Genomic DNA, 15,536 nt, shown 5'->3' with positions numbered 1-15,536 from the left:
ATGGGCCGTACCCGCAGGACAGCGCCGCCCGCGGTCCAGGTAGACACCGGCACCGCGCGGCTCGTCCCGGACCCGGACCGGCGGCGGGCGTACACCCTGCTGTTGGACGGCACCCAGCAGTCACACGTCGATCTCGACGATCCGACACACCTGGAGTTCGAGTACGTCCGCCGGATCGCCGCGGCGATCGACCTGGCCGCCCCGGCCGGTGCCCCGCTGCGGGTGCTGCACCTGGGCGGCGGTGGGCTGACCCTGCCGCGCTACCTGGCCGCCACCCGTCCCGGGTCGAGCCAGCGGGTGGTGGAGATCGACGCCGCGTTGACCGAGCTGGTCCGCCGCGAACTGCCCTGGCCGGCCGACCGCAATCTGCGGGTCCGGGTCGGTGACGCGCGGTCCGCCGTCGAGCAGGCTCGTACGGACAGCTACGACCTGGTGATCGCGGACGTGTTCGCCGGTGCCCGCACTCCGGCACGGCTGACCTCGGTCGAGTTCGTCACCGAGGTCGCCCGGGTACTCGCACCCGGCGGTCAACTGCTGTCCAACGTGGCGGACGGCCCGCCGTTGGGCTGGGCCCGCCAGCATCTGGCGTCGGTACGGCAGGTGCTGCCCGGCATCTGCCTGATCGCCGACGCGGCGGTGCTGCGCCAGCGCCGGTACGGCAATCTGGTGGTGGTCGCCGGACGCGCCGCGCCGGACGTCGGGGAGCTGACCCGGCGGGCCGCCGGTGACTGGTTTCCCAGCCGGGTGCTGCATGCTGCGGCGCTGGACCGGTTGATCGGGACGGCGTCGCCGATCGCCGACGCGACCGCGCAGCCGTCGCCGCCGCCACCGGACGGAATTTTTCCCGGCGGACGTTGATCCGTCCGCCGGGCGGCTCCGTACCTCGGGGTGGGCCCCCAGCCGCGGGCCGAGTCGACGTCGGATGGAGGTCCTGCGATGTACGCGGTCGCCAGCGGCTGGCAGGCGGAGAGGATCCGGCCGGGGGTGACCGGCAACGGTTCGGCCACGGCCCGCAGCACGCAACGTTGGCAGAGCATCGACGGGAGGGCGGCCGAGCGCGATGATGAGCCGGTGACGCCACGGACCGCAGGGAGCCGGCAGCAGGCCGGAACAGCGGAGTCCAGCCACGGGGACGATCTCGTCCGCACACTGTACGCAGAGCACGCCCGGCCGCTGCTGGGATTCGTGTTACGGCTCACCGGGGGGGACCGGCAACGAGCCGAGGACATCGTCCAGGAGACACTGCTGCGGGCGTGGCGCAACGCCCACCGGCTCGGCGCGCAGGGCCAGGCGTCGCTGCGACCGTGGCTGGTGACCGTCGCCCGACGCATCGCGATCGACGACCACCGCAGCGAGAAGGCCCGCCCGACCGAGGAGTACGACCGGGATCTGGAGAGCTTCGCCGAGTCCGACGGCACCGATCAGGTGCTGCGGCAGATGACCGTCGCCGACGCGTTGCGCACGCTCAGCCAGCCGCACCGGGAGATCCTGGTCGAGACGTACTTCCGCGGCCGCACGGTCCCGGAGGCGGCCGCGGAGCTGGGGCTGCCACTGGGTACCGCCAAGTCGCGGGTCTACTACGCGCTACGAGCGCTGCGGACGGCGCTGCAACAGCGGGGGGTTACAGAATGACACGGTCCGCCCACTGGGACGTCGGAGCGTACGCGCTCGGCGCACTCGATGCCGACGACGTCGAGCGGTTCGAGGAGCATCTCGCCGGCTGCTGGGCCTGCGCGGCAGAGCTGGAGTCACTCATTCCGATCGTCGGGTTGATGTCCACCGTAGACATCGACCAGTTGGAGGACAGCCCCGTCCTCCCTCAGTCCGGCCCCACCGGTGTGAACCGGGCTGGTGGGGCGGACGACGGCGACGGCGGCGCGCCGGTGCCGATCCGGCCGACCGTGCGGTCCGACGCCGACCAGCGTCGCGACCACGGTCAGGTCCGTCCGCTCGGCCACGCCGGTAGGTCCCGACGGCTGTTCGCGGGCCGCCCGCTACAGATCGCCGCCGGGTTCGTGCTGCTGGCGACGCTCACCGGTTTCTCGTTCTTCGCCGGGTCAGCCTGGTCAGATGGTTCGGCGACACCGCAGGCCGGGCCGCAGACGTCGGTCTCGGCCAGCCCGTCACCGGTCGATCCGCAGTCCGGGGTCGGTGGTCCGGAGGTCACCGGCGAGAAGTTCAACGCGGTCGACCCCACCACCGGGGTGGAGGCGGACGTGGTGCTGGAGGAAGCCGCGTGGGGCACCCAGGTGTCGTTCGCGCTACGCCGGGTGCCGGGTCCGATGCAGTGCCGGATCGTGGTGCTGCGGGCTTCCGGCACCGCCGAGGTGCTCTCCACCTGGACAGTGCCCGAGGCCGGGTACGGCACTGCGGAGCAACCCGCGCCGTTGCTGCTGAGCACGTCGACGGCGGCACCCCGGGACGACATCGAACGGATCCAGTTCCAGGCGGTCGACCAGTCCGGGGTCGCCACCGCGATCGTTACCGTACCGGTCTGAACGGAGGGTCGACGTCCATTCCTGACGTACGCCGCGAACGGGCGTCGCGATATCTGCGCCAGCAGATCCGACGTACGTGCAGCCCGTGGGTGTCCGAATTAACGGATACCCACGGGCTGTTCTGTCTCTGGTCGTCGTCAGGCGATTGCCGTTAACCCGTGACCGGTGCATTCTGCTCCTGATCGGCATGACGGCGGCCGGCCGCACGCAGGACACGACGACCCGGTTCAACGCCGGGCTGTGAAATTGTGCACTCGGCATTACCGATCCAATCCGGGATGCGCTGCGTACTCCTTGATGAAGCCCGATGTGGACGAATGAGGGAGGGCACGTGGCACTGGGAAAGCGGACCGTCATAGTCGCAGGCGCGCTGGCGGCACTCGTGTTGCCGGGTTGCGCCCCGGCAGGTTACAACCCGGACGACTTTGGCGGCGCTCAGGCCCAGCCGGTCGTCAACGCGGCAAACGCGGCGTCGGCCGCGCCCGAGCCGGTGGAGACCGAGGACATCGCGGTCGAGGTCGCCGACGAGGACCTCACCAAGGAGCTGGTCGGCAAGGCCGTCGACAAGATGGGTGACGTCGTCACCGACGAGGACGGCTGGCTGCTCTACCGCTTCGAGGAGGACTCCAACGACCCGGCGACCTCGAACTGCGAGGGTGACTGCGCCAAGATCTGGCCGCCGGCGCTGACCGACGGCGACCCCATTCTGTCCGGGGTGGACGAGGAGCTGGTCGGCACGGTGAACCGGCCGGACGGCACCCGGCAACTGACCATCGACGGCTGGCCGATCTACTACTACGCCGGTGACGAAAAGCCCGGCGACTGGAAGGGCCAGGGTGTCGGCGGCACCTGGTACGTCGTGCAGCCGGACGGCACGAAGAACCTGGAATGCCTGCCGGAGGGCACCCCGAAGCCGATTGCGGTGCCGGACGGTGACGGCCGAGACAACATCAAGGGCCTCGACGACAGCAAGGACTCTCAGAGCGAGGACTCGGACAGCTTCGACAGTGACTCTGAGGACTCGGGCGACTACGACTACTGACTCTCTCAGGGCGCCCGTGAATCGCGGCGGCCGGTCGTTGCCAGGGAGGGCGCGGCCGGCCGTCGCCACGTTTTACGGTGGATCCGCCACCGGCGCCTCGAGCCGGTTCTTGAAGCCCGCATTAAGTGCCTCCTAAGTGTTCCGTAGTTGCTCCAAGGATTGTTGACTGTTGTGGAGTGACATCCATACGGTCGACGGCAGTGGCGAACCACAGCCATCACCAACTGCGTTGCACCCGGACGACCAATTGGCGTTCGACGAAAGAGGTGGCACCACGTGAACAGCTCACAGCGCCGCAGGCGTACCAGCGACCAGCCGACACGCCGGGGCAGATCGGCGGGCAGCACCCGCAACCGCGTCATCGCGGTGACCACGATGTTGGCGGTCTTCGGCGGCGTGGTGGCGGTGACCCAGATCTCGTCTGCCGGAACCCGCGGCGACCGGGACCGAGACCGGGACCGTGGTCGCGACCGGGCCGCCGCGGTCTGTGTAAGCCCGAGCGAGTCGGTCGATCCGGCGGACACCGGGACCACCGTGGACAGCAACGGCGTACGGCACCACTGGGGTGACGGCCAGCGCGGCCCGGACCAGTGCCAGGACTCCCCCGCCCCCGGCGATCCGACCGACGCGCCGGCCGGGTTGGAGATCCTCGGCGACGACTGCACCGACAGTTCGTTGGCCCCGCACGAGGGTTTCCAGGACGGTGAGCGGTGTGTCAGTACGGCGTTCGGCGAGGTCGGCGACGCGGACACCAACCCGCAGCTGATGATCATCTCGTCGCCGAGGCGGGTACGTGCGAACCAACCGTTCACCCTGCGGATCAGCACCCGCAACCTGGTACGCGACCGGTTCCTGCCGGCCGGCCAGGGCGGCTACTACCTGGAGAGCTCGTTCCTGACCGAGGACGGCCTGACCCGGGGGCACTTCCACACCGCGTGCCGGATGCTGACCAGCAACCGCACCGCTCCCGAACCTGGCCCGGTGCCGGCGTTCTTCGTAGCCACGGAGGACGGTCGGGGTGGTGCCGGTGCCGACGAGGTCACCGTCGAGGTGCCCGGCCTGCCCGGCCCCGGCATCGCCCAGTGCGCGTCGTGGGCCGGCGACGGCTCGCACCGGGTGCCGATGATGCAGCGGGCCAACCAGATCCCCGCCTTCGACGTGGTCCGGGTGGTCGTCACCCGATGAGGTCGGCCGGCACCGGCGGTGACCGCCGGTGACCCGGGTCCAGCGAACCGACGCCGGGACGAGCAGCAGACTCGTCCCGGCGTCGGGGCTGTCCGCCGCTGCTGGCAAAGTGACCGGCATGGTCGTGGAAAGACGGACGTCCGGGGGCACGCCGGAGCCGGCTGGGGCCGCACCGGAGCGGGTCCGGGTGCTGCGGCCACCGGACGGCTACCAGCTGGCCGGCTCGGTACGGACCCTGGCGATGGGCCGACACGACCCGTGCGCCCGGTGGCTGGCGGACACCTTCTGGTGGACCGCCCGTACCCCGGCCGGGCCGGCGACCCTGGCGCTGCGCCGACACGGCGGCGATCTCGTCGCCGCCGGCTACGGACCCGGCGCCAGCCAGATCTGCGACATCGCCGATGCGGTCGCCGGGCTCCGCGACGACGTGTCCGATTTCCTCCCGCTGGCCCGCCGGCATCCCGTCGTCGCGGCGGTGGTCCGCCGCTACGCCGGCGTCCGGCTCCCGGCCACCGGGCAGGTGTTCGCCCGGCTGCTGCGGGCCGTGCTGGAACAGAAGGTCACCGGCGCGGAGGCGTACCGCGGGTACGCCGCGACGGTCCGCCGGTTCGGCGTACCCGCTCCCGGCCCGGTCGCCGGCCTCTGGGTCGCGCCGGAGCCGGCGGCCCTCGCCGCCGCACCGTACTGGTCGCTGCATCCGCTGGGCATCGAGCAACGACGGGCGCAGGCCCTGTGCGGCGCGGCGGCGGTCGCCGACCGGCTGTCGGACAGCGCCGACCCGCAGACGGCCACCCGGCGGTTGACCGCGCTGCCCGGGATCGGCCCGTGGACCGCCGCCGAGGTGGTCCGGGTGGCGTTCGGCGCGGCCGACGCGGTGAGCGTCGGCGACTACCACCTGCCGAACACGGTGGCCTGGGCGCTGGCCGGCGAGGCCCGCGGGACCGACGCCCGGATGCTCGAACTACTGGAGCCGTTCCGGGGGCACCGCGGCCGGGTCTGCCTGCTGCTAGAGCTGGCCGGGGTACGGGCACCACGGTTCGGGCCCCGGGCCCCGGTCCGCTCTTTCACCACCTACTGACCCGCTCTCACCGGGCTGGCTCTACACCGGGCTGCCGGCGGTCAGCGGGTGAGCCGGCGCAGCGCGGTGCCCAGCCGGTGGGCGTAGGCCCGCTGTGCCAGCGCACCCAGTGGGCCGGCCAGCCGCATGATCGGCGCCACCGGCCGGCTGAACGCCACCACCGACAGCCACACCCGGTCGCCGTCGCGGTACACCAGGAACGCCTCCTCTCCACTGGCCGGATGGCCGGGCAGGGTGCCGTACGCGAATCCGGCAAGGTCCGGCTCGTCGACCGCCCACACCACCGCGCACGGCGCGGCGATCCGCAGCGGCCCCACGCCGAGGCCGACCGTCACCAGCACACCGGCCTCGGCCCGGGGAGCCGACGCCGTCACCCGGGCACCGGCGGCCCGGTGCATCCGCCAGGTGAGCACCGCTTCGGCCGCCGCCGGGAAGCTGCCCGGCCGTAGCCGGCTACGGGACCGCAGGTGGCGGTAGCCCGCCGGCAGCGGCGGTACGGCCTGCCGGACCGATCCGGCCTGGTGGCGCAACACGGCGGTGGCACCGGTCTGCGGGTAGGTGAAGCTGGGCATGCGATCCGCCTTCCCCGTACGGTCGCCGGGACGGCGCCGACGAGCGGAGCAGGACACCGGCCAGGACAGCCGGTCCGGTCACCTGGATTGTCCTCCGATCAACCGTTTGTCGCTGCGGTAATCAGCGGTATGGTCTGCCACCATGACAGCGTTCACACCGGTCCTGCCCGAGCTGACCGCCGGCTACCTGCGGACCGGTCTGCACCAGGTCAAGGGCTGGCTGAACGTCTCGACCGCCGTGTACCTCAGTGGCGTGGAGGCCGCCCAGCGCGGGGCCGGGGTGAGCGGCGACGTGGCCGAGATCGGCATTCACCACGGCAAGTCGTTCCTGTGCCTCGCCCTGGATCTGCCAGCGGATCAGCGGGCGGTCGCCATCGACGTCTTCGACGACCAGGCTGCCAACCTCGACCAGTCCGGACGCGGTGACCGGGACATCTTCGAGCAGAACCTCGCGACCTACGGCGCCGGCGACAACGTCGACATCGTGCAGTCGTCGAGTCTCGACCTGGAGCAGGCCGGCTTCGTCGCCGCCGGGCGCCGCTTCCGGATCTTCTCCATCGACGGTGGCCACACCGACCAGATCACGGTGAACGACCTGCGAATCGCCGAGCGGACCGTGGTCGACCACGGGCTGGTGGTACTCGACGACGTACTCAACCGGCACTGGCTCGGCGTGATCACCGGCCTGTTCAGCTACCTCGGCGACGGCGGCAGCCTGGTGCCCGCCGTGTTGGTGCCCAACAAGCTGATCCTGGCCACCTCGACCGACCAGGCGAAACACTGCCGGGCGATGTTCGCCGAGCAGTTCCCGGACGGGCTGGAGAAGGCCGACGTACCGCTGGCCGGCCATCAGATCGACGTCTACGGCGACCGCCCCTGGCTGGTACGCGGCGAGGACGGCCGCAGCGAACCGGTCACCGGTCACGAGTTGATGGCGACGATCACTGCAGCCCGGCTCGCCGAGCTCGAACAGCAACTGCGCTCCACCCGGGCGGAACTCGACACGACCCACCGCCAGCTCGACAGGACGCGCCGCCAACTCGACGCGACCCGCCAGCAGCTGCGGACGGCGGCCCAGCCGTTGTACCGGCGCGCGGCACGCCGGCTCCCGTGGCTGGCCCGCCCGGTCCGGCCGGTGTTGCGCCGGGTCCGTGCCGTGGTCCGGCGGTCCCGCTAGTCGTCCTCCGCCGGCCGGCGGTCCGGCGGATCGTCGGACCGGGATGGTTCACTGGGTGGGTGACTTTCCCGATCGCCCTACCGATCGAGCCGATGCTGGCGAAACCGGTCGCGACGCTGCCGGTCGCCGCCGGGATGAGCTACGAGCCCAAGTGGGACGGCTACCGCTGTGTCATCTTCCGTGACGGTGATCAGGTCGAGCTGGCCAGTCGCGGCGGAAAGACGCTGACCAGGTATTTTCCCGAGGTCATCGAGCAGGCCCGACAGCAGTTGCCGCCCCGGATCGTGGTGGACGGCGAGTTGGTGGTGATCCGGCCGGAGACCGGGCGGTCCCGGCTCGACTTCGACCTGCTCGGCCAGCGGATCCATCCGGCGGCCTCCCGGGTGCGGCTGCTCGCCGAGCAGACCCCGGCCTCCTTCGTCGCCTTCGACCTGCTGGCGCTGGGCGACGAGGTGCTGCTCGACGAGCCGTTCACCACCCGCCGGGCCCGGCTGTCCGACGCGCTGGCGGCGGTCACCGCACCGGTGCATCTGACCCCGGTGACCACCGACCCGGACACCGCCCGCCGCTGGTTCGAGATCTTCGAAGGCGCCGGCCTCGACGGCGTCATCGCCAAGCCGGCCGAGCTGCGCTACGAGCCCGGGAAAAGGACGATGTTCAAGGTCAAGCACGGGCGGACCGCCGACGTGGTCGTCGCCGGCTTCCGCTGGCACAAGTCCGGCCCGGTGGTCGGGTCACTGCTGCTCGGTCTCTTCGACGATGCCGGGGTGCTGCACCACGTCGGCGTGTCTGCGTCGTTCACCGCCGCCCGGCGCGCGGAGCTCGTCGACGAGCTGGCGCCGTTGCGCACCACTGCCGCGGACCACCCGTGGGGGTCGGGTGACGACGGCTCCGGCCAACGGATTCCGGGCGCGCCGAGCCGGTGGAGCGGCGGCAAGAACCTCGAGTGGCAGCCGCTGCGGCCCGAACTGGTCGCCGAGGTCGCCTACGACGCGATGGAGGGCGACCGGTTCCGGCACACCGCACGGTTCCAACGCTGGCGTACCGACCGGGAGCCGGCCTCCTGCCGGTACGACCAGCTGGACCGGCCGGTCCGGTTCGACGTGGACCGGGTGCTGGCCGGCGACCCGACCAGCCAGCAGTGAGCCGACGCCGCTGGCTGCCCACGAGCCGGCGCCGCTGGCTGCCTGCCGTCGCGGCCGTCGTGGTTGGTTCGCTGGTCGGCCTGACCGGGTGCACGGCGGCACGGCCCGATCCCGGGGCGACCGGCGGGCCCGACCCACCGCCGCACTGGCAGCCCTGCCCGGAGTCGACCACGCAGCGGTACGGCCCACCACCTGACGGGCTGCGCTATGACTGCGCCACGATCGACGTACCGGTCGACTGGGCCGCCGGTCCCGCCGCCGGCACCCTCCCCGTCGCGCTGATCCGGGCCCGGTCGGCCCGGCAGCAGGACCGCATCGGCACCCTGGTGGTCAACCCGGGCGGGCCCGGTGTCTCCGGGGTGGACGCCGCCGCCCGGTTGGCGCTGGGCGAACGGCTCGGCGGCCTGCCGGAGACGGTGCTGCGCCGGTTCGACCTGGTCGGCTTTGACCCGCGCGGGGCCGGCCGCTCCGACCCCGTCGACTGCGTCGACGACAGCGACTGGGACGCCACCTTCGGGGCGGACCCGGACCCCCGTGACCCGGCCGCCTTCGCCGAGGCCGCCGCGCTCGGTCAACGGATCGCGGCCGGCTGCGCGGCGCGCTACGGCGAGCGGCTCACCGCGTACTCCACCCATCAGACCGCCCGGGACCTGGACGCCGTGCGGGCGGCGGTCGGCGACGAGCAGCTGACCTTCCTCGGCTACTCGTACGGGAGCCTGCTGGGAGCCACCTACGCGCACCTGTTCCCGCACCGGGTCCGCGCGCTGGTGCTCGACGGCGCGGTCGACCCGGGGCAGGACCCGGTCGCCGGGTCGCTGAGTCAGGCCGCCGGCTTCGAACGGGCGTTCGCCGCCTTCGGGCAATGGTGCTCCGGCGCACCGGCGGACTGCCCGATCAGCGCCGACCCGGCCGGCACGCTGGCCGAGGCGATGGACCGGGCCCGGCAGGCCCCGGTCACCGGGGCGGACGGCCGGGCGGCCACCGCCGGCTGGATCTTCTACGCCGTGGTCGCCTCGCTGTACGACCGCAGCGGCTGGCCACGGCTGGGCCGGGCGCTGGCCGAGCTGGGCGACGGCGACCCGGGCCCGGTTTTCGACCTCGCCGACGGCTACACCGGTCGCGGCGACGACGGCCGGTACGGCAACCTGTTCGCCGCCAACCTGGCGGTCAACTGTGCCGACGCCGAGGTGCCGCTGGGCACCGACGAGATCCGGCAGTTGCAGCAGCAGTGGCGCCGGCAGCATCCGACGTTCGGTCCGGCGCTCGCCGTCGGCCTGCTGGCCTGCGCCAACTGGCCGGTCGCGGCCGACCCGTACCCGGTCGGGCCGGCGGTCGGTGCCGCGCCGATCCTCGTCGTCGGCACCACCGGTGATCCGGCCACCCCGTACGAGCAGGCACCACGGCTGGCCGAGTCGCTCGGCACCGGCGTGCTGGTGACCCACGAGGGCGACGGGCACACGGCGTACCCGCACGTGGCTTGCGTGGCCGACGTGGTGGACGCGTACCTGATCGATCTGACGGTGCCCGACGACGGCCTGACCTGCCCGTCCTGACCCGGGCCCGGGCGGACGGCACCCGGGCCGGGCGGACGGCACCGGGCCGGGCGGACGGCACCGGGCCGGGCGGACGTCGCGGGTCCCGGGCGGGTCAGTCGCCGGTGACCGGGCGGGCCCGGGAGGGCTGCACCCGCATCGGTTCGCCGGGCATCTTCGGATGGTCCGGCGGGTACGGCATGTCACCGGCGCCGTCGCGGTCGTCCCGGTCGGCCCACTCCAGCAGCGGGGTGATGTCCCACGGCGTGTCGTCGATCCCGGCGTGCGGGTCGCCGACGGCGGCCAGCCGGGGCGGTACGGTGCGCAGGTCGAAGTCGTCCGGCTCGACCCGGGTCAACTCGTCCCAGGTGACCGGGGTGGAGACGGTGGCGCGGGCGTTCGCCCGCAGCGAGTAGGCACAGGCGATGGTCCGGTCCCGGGCCATCTGGTTGTAGTCGATGAAGACCTTCCGCCCCCGCTCCTCCTTCCACCAGGACGTGGTGACCAGGTCGGGCCGGCGCCGCTGCACCTCGCGGGCGAACGCGATCACCGCCCGACGGACCTCGGTGAACAGCCAGCGCGGCTGGATCCGCAGATAGATGTGCACCCCGCGGCCGCCGGAAGTCTTCGGGTAACCGATGGCGCCGAGCTCGTCGAGGATCGCCCGGACCTCGCCCGCCGCCGCCACCGCGTCGGCGAAGTCGGTGCCCGGCTGCGGGTCCAGATCGATCCGCAGCTCATCCGGCCGGTCCACGTCACCGGAGCGGACCGGCCAGGGATGGAACACCACGGTGCCCATCTGCGCGGCCCAGGCGACGTGGGCCAGATCCGCCGGGCAGAGTTCGTCGGCGGTACGGCCGCTGGGAAACTTGATCTCGGCGGTACGCAGCCACGGCGGCACGCCCCGGGCCGGCACGCGCTTCTGGAAGAACATCTCGCCGTCGACGCCGTCCGGGAACCGCTGCAGCGTGGTGGGGCGGTCGCGCAGCGCGCGCAGGATGCCGTCGCCGACGGCCAGGTAGTAGTCGAACACGTCCCGCTTGGTGTACCCCGGCCCGGGAAAGCACACCCGGTCCGGGCTGCTCAGCCGCACCTGGTGGCCGGCCACTTCGACGGTGGTCGCGGCCCGGGAACTCCGGCTCTGCCCTGTCACCCCTCGACCTTAGGCCAGCCGGCCGGTGATCGGCGGCCGGCGGTGCCATACCGCCGTACCGTAGTGACCATGACAGACGAGATGACGTCCCTGCCCCGTACCGACGAGCAGTGGCGGGCGCGGCTCAACCCCGAGGAGTTCCGGGTGCTGCGTCAGTCCGGCACCGAGGCGCCCTGGTCCGGCGAGTACGTCGAGACCACGACGGTCGGCACGTACCACTGCCGGGCCTGCGACACCCCGCTGTTCACCAGTGACACCAAGTTCGACTCGCACTGTGGCTGGCCGAGCTTCGACGAGGCGCTGCCCGGGTCGGTGCGCTACATCGAGGACCGCTCGCACGGCATGGTCCGCACCGAGGTGCGCTGCGCCACCTGCGACTCGCACCTCGGGCACCGGTTCGACGGCGAGCGGTACACCCCCCGCAACGCCCGCTACTGCATGAACTCGGTAGCGCTGCGGCTGGAGCCGGCGACCGATGCCACCCGGAGCTGACGGCCCACCCCGCTTTTCGCGCATCTCCCAGCATTTCGGTCCGAGCATTTCGGCGATTCGCCCGTTCCGGGCCTCCCCGATGCCGCACCCTGCGAATGAGGCTGACGTTGGGAGAAGCACGATGGCGACCTGTGAGGTCTGCGGCAACGACTACTGGCTGGCGTTCGACATTCGGACGGTCAGCGGGGACACCTACACCTTCGACTCGTTCGAGTGCGCGATCCAACTGCTCGCGCCGATCTGCGAGCACTGCCAGTGCAAGATCGTCGGGCACGGGGTCGAGGTGTCCGGACGGTTCTTCTGCTGCGCCCACTGTGCCCGGGCAGTCGACCATGAGCAGGGTGCCGAGGTCCGCGACGCGGTCGGCAGCCGGCCGGGCTGAGCCGCGTATCATCCGTCGGCGTGCCCCCCGAAACTGGCCTGACGCAGCACGTCGCGCACACCGCCGAACTGCCGCCGTTGGTGCTGTACCAGCTGCTCAAGCTACGGGTCGACGTGTTCGTGGTGGAGCAGCGGTGCGCGTACCCGGAGCTGGACGGCCGCGACGTCGAGCCGGACGCCCGCCAACTGTGGCTGTCCCGGGGTGACACGGTGGTGGCCTGCCTACGGCTGCTCGACGAACCGGGCGGCGGCGCGGAGCCCACGGCTAGGATCGGCCGGGTGGCCGTCGCCGCGACCGAACGCGGCCTGGGTCACGCCGGCCGGCTCGTCGAGGCGGCGCTGCGGCTCGCCGCGCCACGGCCCTGCGTGCTCGACGCCCAGGCCCACCTGACCGGGCTGTACGCGCGGTACGGGTTCGTCGTCGTCGGACCGGAGTACCTCGAGGACGGAATCTGGCACGCGCCGATGCGCCGTCCGGCAGATCCGGACGGCGCACTCGGCGGGACCTGACCCACCGGGGCGGTCCGCGCGAAAGACCGGCGACCGGATGGACGTGTCCATCGCGGCCGCCGGCCCGGCCCGCCGTACCCGTCACCGGGTCGGCGGCGCTTCGCGGGTCAGCGCTGTCGCTCACCCGAGTTCCGCCAGGCGCTGCCGGCCTTGGCCAGTCCTCGGCTGACCACGTAACCGATGGTCAGCAGCGCGACGTACAACCATGCGGTGCTGGCCGGGAAGGGATCCCCGCCACCAGCGGTACCCTGTACGCCGTCGATGTCCGGGTTGATCACCTGGGAGGCCAGCAGTACGCCGGCGACCGCGATCAGGTAGACGTAGAACTCGGTGCTGCGGAACGCCGACTTCGTCTCGGTGCCCGGGGTGATCGCCGGACGCATCCCGGCGTTCATGTCCATCTGGTGTGCCTGGCCGTCGGCCATCGGCTGCCCGGCCATCGGCCGGTTCACGGCGGTGGTGTTACGGGTCGGAGCTTGCGTACTCATCACACCCTCCTCCGGATCAGATGAGTGGTCCTTCTCCGGTCCGGTCGACCCGGTCGGGCTGACCGGGCAACCTCGGGGGGCAGTGGATAGGTACCCGGGCCGGCACCCCGGAAACGTCAGGGCAGATTTGCGACCAGGTCGGCGACGGTACGGTTCCGTCCGGTGAAGAACGGCACCTCCGCGCGGACGTGCCGCCGCGCCGACGAGGCCCGCAGGTCGCGCATCAGATCGACGATCCGGTGCAGTTCGTCGGCTTCGAAGGCGAGCATCCACTCGTAGTCGCCGAGTGCGAAGGATGCGACGGTGTTCGCCCGGACGTCCGGATACGGCCGGGCCATCTGCCCGTGCTCGGCCAACATCGCCCGCCGCTCCGCCTCCGGCAGCAGGTACCACTCGTACGAGCGGACGAACGGGTACACACAGATGTACGCCCGGGCCGGCTCGCCAGCCAGGAACGCCGGCACATGGCTCTTGTTGAACTCAGCCGGGCGGTGCAGCGCCAGCTGAGACCAGACCGGGGCGAGGTGACGGCCCAACGCCGTACGGCGCAACCGCCCGTACGCGTCCTGCAGCTCGTCGCTGTCCGCCGCGTGCCACCAGATCATGATGTCGGCGTCGGCCCGCAGCCCGGCGACGTCGTAGGTGCCCCGGACCGTGACGTCCTTGGTGGCCAGCTCGCCGATCAGCGACTCGACCTCACCGATCATGTCGTCGCGCAGCGCCGGCAGCCGCTCGGCGACCCGGAACACCGACCACATGGTGTACCGGATCGTCGAGTTCAGCTCACGCAACCGTGCCGCGTTGGTCTGCTCGTCGCCGCTCATCGGCGTACCCCTTCCAGGTTTGTCAGAATCTCATCGGCGGCGTTCTCGCCGGACCGCACGCACACCGGGATGCCGATACCGTCGTAGGCCGCGCCGGCCAACGCCAGCCGGTGCCCGGCGGCCCGCAGCGACCGACGGGCCGCCGCCACCCGGCTCAGGTGCCCTGGCGGGTACTGCGGCAGCGCGCCACCCCACCGCTGCACGTGCGACTGCACGGCGGCCGGTTGCCGGACACCGGTGAGCCGGGTCAGCTCCGCACGCACGGCGTCGACCAGATCGTCGTCGGAGCGTTGCAGTAGCCGCTCGTCGCCGTGGCGGCCGACCGAGGCACGGACCACGGCCAGCCCGTCCGACCGTCGCAGCTGGCTCCACTTGGTGCTGAACAAGGTGACAGCCTTGGTCATGGTCCGCTCGGTCGCCGGCACCAGAAAGCCGGAGATCTCCGGCAGCTGCGGCCGCGGCACCGCCAGGGTGACCAGGGCGATGCTGGCGTACTCGAGCGCGCCGATGCGGACCGCCGCGGCGGCGTCGACCGCGGCGAGCAGCCGGGCCGCCGGTCGGGCCGGCACCGCCAGCACCACCGCGTCGACGTCCACCCGCTCGGCGCCGCGGGTCGGACCGACGGTCAACCGCCAGCCGGCCGCCGAGGCGGCCAACTCCCGCACCACCGCCGAGGTCCGCAACCGGACCTCGGCTGCGCCGTCGGCGGCCGACAACGCGGCCCGGACCGCCGCCACCAGCCGGCTCAGCCCGCCGTCGACGGTGGCGAACACCGGCGCGCCGGCGGCCGGTGGCCGGGCGGCCAGCGCCGCGCGGACCGCCGCGACCAGGGTGTGTTCCGTGCGGGCCGCCGTCGCCAGCCCTGGGATGGTGGTGGCCAACGACAAGGTGTCGGCCCGACCCGCGTACACCCCGCCGAGCATCGGGTCGACCAGTTGCTCGACGACCTCGTCACCCAGCCGCCGACGGACCAGCTCACCGACGGCGACGTCCTCGTCCGGCTGCAGCAACGGCCGGCCCTGGTCGACGTCGCGCTCCGGTTCGACGCGGGCCACCCGGGCCACCGTCGCGAGGTCGCCGGGCACGCCGATCAGCGTCCCGGCGGGTAGCGGGACGAGCTGTCCGTCCCGGGCCAGCGCCGCCTGGCCGACCGCCGGGTGCCGCAGGTGGTCGCCGAGGCCGACTCGGCGGGCCAGCGCGACCGCGGCGGAGTCGCCGCCGGCCGGATCCCGCATCAGGAACGCCTCGGCGCCGCGCTCCACCGGCAGCCCGGCGAATTCCCTGGTACGCAGCTTGCCGCCCAGCTCGTCGGACTGCTCGTAGACCGTGATCCGGGTCCCTGCGGGTGCCCGGTCGCGCAGCCGCAACGCCGCGGCCAGCCCGGCGATCCCGCCACCCACCACGGCGATCCGCCACGGTTGCTGCATACCGTCACCTTGCCACCCGGGCGGTCGGGCCG

17 protein-coding genes are annotated in these 15,536 nt (G+C 72.5%); 12 read left to right on the top strand and 5 right to left on the bottom strand.

Annotated features, from left to right (window positions below; all coding sequences use genetic code 11):
* The 6 genes from ACN27J_RS32790 to ACN27J_RS32765 all read left to right on the top strand — a co-directional run bounded on the left by ACN27J_RS32790 (position 1) and on the right by ACN27J_RS32765 (position 5,803).
* Positions 1-858, top strand: coding sequence for a spermidine synthase (locus ACN27J_RS32790; RefSeq protein ID WP_421372029.1), 858 nt, complete (start codon positions 1-3; stop codon positions 856-858).
* Positions 859-936: 78 nt separating this feature from the next.
* Entirely contained in the window at positions 937-1,632 is a 696-nt protein-coding gene (locus tag ACN27J_RS32785) for a sigma-70 family RNA polymerase sigma factor (protein ID WP_282230040.1), read from the top strand.
* Positions 1,629-2,498, top strand: a complete 870-nt coding sequence (locus tag ACN27J_RS32780; protein ID WP_421372028.1) for an anti-sigma factor family protein — start codon at positions 1,629-1,631, stop codon at positions 2,496-2,498. Before ACN27J_RS32785 ends, ACN27J_RS32780 begins: the two co-directional genes overlap by 4 nt.
* Before the next feature lie 331 nt (positions 2,499-2,829).
* Entirely contained in the window at positions 2,830-3,540 is a 711-nt protein-coding gene (locus tag ACN27J_RS32775; protein ID WP_278168194.1) for a hypothetical protein, read from the top strand.
* Positions 3,541-3,816: 276 nt separating this feature from the next.
* On the top strand, positions 3,817-4,725 hold the full coding sequence (locus tag ACN27J_RS32770) for a hypothetical protein (RefSeq protein WP_278168193.1): 909 nt from the start codon (positions 3,817-3,819) through the stop codon (positions 4,723-4,725).
* 118 nt (positions 4,726-4,843) lie between these two features.
* Entirely contained in the window at positions 4,844-5,803 is a 960-nt protein-coding gene (locus tag ACN27J_RS32765) for a DNA-3-methyladenine glycosylase family protein (protein WP_421372026.1), read from the top strand.
* Between the two features lie 41 nt (positions 5,804-5,844).
* Here the strand turns inward: ACN27J_RS32765 and ACN27J_RS32760 are convergent, their stop codons facing one another.
* Positions 5,845-6,375 carry a DUF1990 family protein gene (locus ACN27J_RS32760; protein ID WP_421372024.1) on the bottom strand — a complete coding sequence of 177 codons (531 nt, stop codon included), beginning with the start codon at positions 6,373-6,375 and terminating at the stop codon, positions 5,845-5,847.
* A 142-nt stretch (positions 6,376-6,517) separates the two neighbouring features.
* On the opposite strand from ACN27J_RS32760, the gene ACN27J_RS32755 reads away from it, so the two are divergent.
* From ACN27J_RS32755 to ACN27J_RS32745, 3 genes are all read left to right on the top strand, one after another.
* Entirely contained in the window at positions 6,518-7,552 is a 1,035-nt protein-coding gene (locus tag ACN27J_RS32755) for a class I SAM-dependent methyltransferase (protein WP_421372023.1), read from the top strand.
* Between the two features lie 92 nt (positions 7,553-7,644).
* Positions 7,645-8,697 carry an ATP-dependent DNA ligase gene (locus ACN27J_RS32750; protein WP_421372669.1) on the top strand — a complete coding sequence of 351 codons (1,053 nt, stop codon included), beginning with the start codon at positions 7,645-7,647 and terminating at the stop codon, positions 8,695-8,697.
* Entirely contained in the window at positions 8,694-10,250 is a 1,557-nt protein-coding gene (locus ACN27J_RS32745) for an alpha/beta hydrolase (protein WP_421372022.1), read from the top strand. Before ACN27J_RS32750 ends, ACN27J_RS32745 begins: the two co-directional genes overlap by 4 nt.
* A 94-nt stretch (positions 10,251-10,344) precedes the next feature.
* On the opposite strand, the gene ligD is transcribed toward ACN27J_RS32745, so the two are convergent.
* Positions 10,345-11,382 (bottom strand): non-homologous end-joining DNA ligase, encoded by a 1,038-nt coding sequence (gene ligD / locus ACN27J_RS32740; protein WP_421372021.1) that lies wholly within the window; start codon positions 11,380-11,382, stop codon positions 10,345-10,347.
* A 69-nt stretch (positions 11,383-11,451) separates the two neighbouring features.
* Here ligD and msrB point away from each other — a divergent pair, with 69 nt between their 5' ends.
* The 3 genes from msrB (at position 11,452) to ACN27J_RS32725 (ending at position 12,765) form a co-directional block, all read left to right on the top strand.
* Positions 11,452-11,874, top strand: a complete 423-nt coding sequence (msrB, locus tag ACN27J_RS32735; protein WP_278168183.1) for a peptide-methionine (R)-S-oxide reductase MsrB — start codon at positions 11,452-11,454, stop codon at positions 11,872-11,874.
* 121 nt (positions 11,875-11,995) lie between these two features.
* A complete protein-coding gene (locus ACN27J_RS32730) occupies positions 11,996-12,256 on the top strand; it encodes a Prokaryotic metallothionein (RefSeq protein ID WP_421372020.1) in 261 nt (86 codons plus the stop codon).
* Positions 12,257-12,276: 20 nt separating this feature from the next.
* The gene (locus ACN27J_RS32725; protein WP_421372018.1) at positions 12,277-12,765 is read left to right on the top strand and encodes a GNAT family N-acetyltransferase; all 489 of its coding nucleotides are present in this window, start codon (positions 12,277-12,279) and stop codon (positions 12,763-12,765) included.
* A gap of 107 nt (positions 12,766-12,872) precedes the next feature.
* Here ACN27J_RS32725 and ACN27J_RS32720 read toward each other — a convergent pair whose 3' ends face one another.
* The 3 genes from ACN27J_RS32720 to hemG all read right to left on the bottom strand — a co-directional run bounded on the left by ACN27J_RS32720 (position 12,873) and on the right by hemG (position 15,504).
* Entirely contained in the window at positions 12,873-13,253 is a 381-nt protein-coding gene (locus tag ACN27J_RS32720) for a hypothetical protein (protein ID WP_233605716.1), read from the bottom strand.
* 116 nt (positions 13,254-13,369) lie between these two features.
* Positions 13,370-14,077 (bottom strand): hydrogen peroxide-dependent heme synthase, encoded by a 708-nt coding sequence (gene hemQ / locus ACN27J_RS32715; RefSeq protein ID WP_421372017.1) that lies wholly within the window; start codon positions 14,075-14,077, stop codon positions 13,370-13,372.
* Positions 14,074-15,504, bottom strand: coding sequence for a protoporphyrinogen oxidase (gene hemG, locus ACN27J_RS32710; protein WP_421372016.1), 1,431 nt, complete (start codon positions 15,502-15,504; stop codon positions 14,074-14,076). Before hemG ends, hemQ begins: the two co-directional genes overlap by 4 nt.
* Between the last annotated feature and the right edge of the window lie 32 nt (positions 15,505-15,536).

It is taken from the genome of Solwaraspora sp. WMMB762, assembly GCF_049179115.1.
GTDB lineage: Bacteria > Actinomycetota > Actinomycetes > Mycobacteriales > Micromonosporaceae > Micromonospora_E.
The sequence above is the reverse complement of the archived record's forward strand: the minus strand, read 5'-3'. Positions and strand labels throughout refer to the sequence as shown.

Coding starts and splice junctions, on each gene's coding strand:
- ACN27J_RS32790 (WP_421372029.1), top strand. CDS start 1: ATGGGCCGTACCCGCAGGACAGCGCCGCCCGCGGTCCAGGTAGACACC.
- ACN27J_RS32785 (WP_282230040.1), top strand. CDS start 937: ATGTACGCGGTCGCCAGCGGCTGGCAGGCGGAGAGGATCCGGCCGGGG.
- ACN27J_RS32780 (WP_421372028.1), top strand. CDS start 1,629: ATGACACGGTCCGCCCACTGGGACGTCGGAGCGTACGCGCTCGGCGCA.
- ACN27J_RS32765 (WP_421372026.1), top strand. CDS start 4,844: ATGGTCGTGGAAAGACGGACGTCCGGGGGCACGCCGGAGCCGGCTGGG.
- ACN27J_RS32760 (WP_421372024.1), bottom strand. CDS start 6,375: ATGCCCAGCTTCACCTACCCGCAGACCGGTGCCACCGCCGTGTTGCGC.
- ACN27J_RS32755 (WP_421372023.1), top strand. CDS start 6,518: ATGACAGCGTTCACACCGGTCCTGCCCGAGCTGACCGCCGGCTACCTG.
- ACN27J_RS32750 (WP_421372669.1), top strand. CDS start 7,645: ATGCTGGCGAAACCGGTCGCGACGCTGCCGGTCGCCGCCGGGATGAGC.
- msrB (WP_278168183.1), top strand. CDS start 11,452: ATGACAGACGAGATGACGTCCCTGCCCCGTACCGACGAGCAGTGGCGG.
- ACN27J_RS32730 (WP_421372020.1), top strand. CDS start 11,996: ATGGCGACCTGTGAGGTCTGCGGCAACGACTACTGGCTGGCGTTCGAC.
- ACN27J_RS32720 (WP_233605716.1), bottom strand. CDS start 13,253: ATGAGTACGCAAGCTCCGACCCGTAACACCACCGCCGTGAACCGGCCG.
- hemQ (WP_421372017.1), bottom strand. CDS start 14,077: ATGAGCGGCGACGAGCAGACCAACGCGGCACGGTTGCGTGAGCTGAAC.
- hemG (WP_421372016.1), bottom strand. CDS start 15,504: ATGCAGCAACCGTGGCGGATCGCCGTGGTGGGTGGCGGGATCGCCGGG.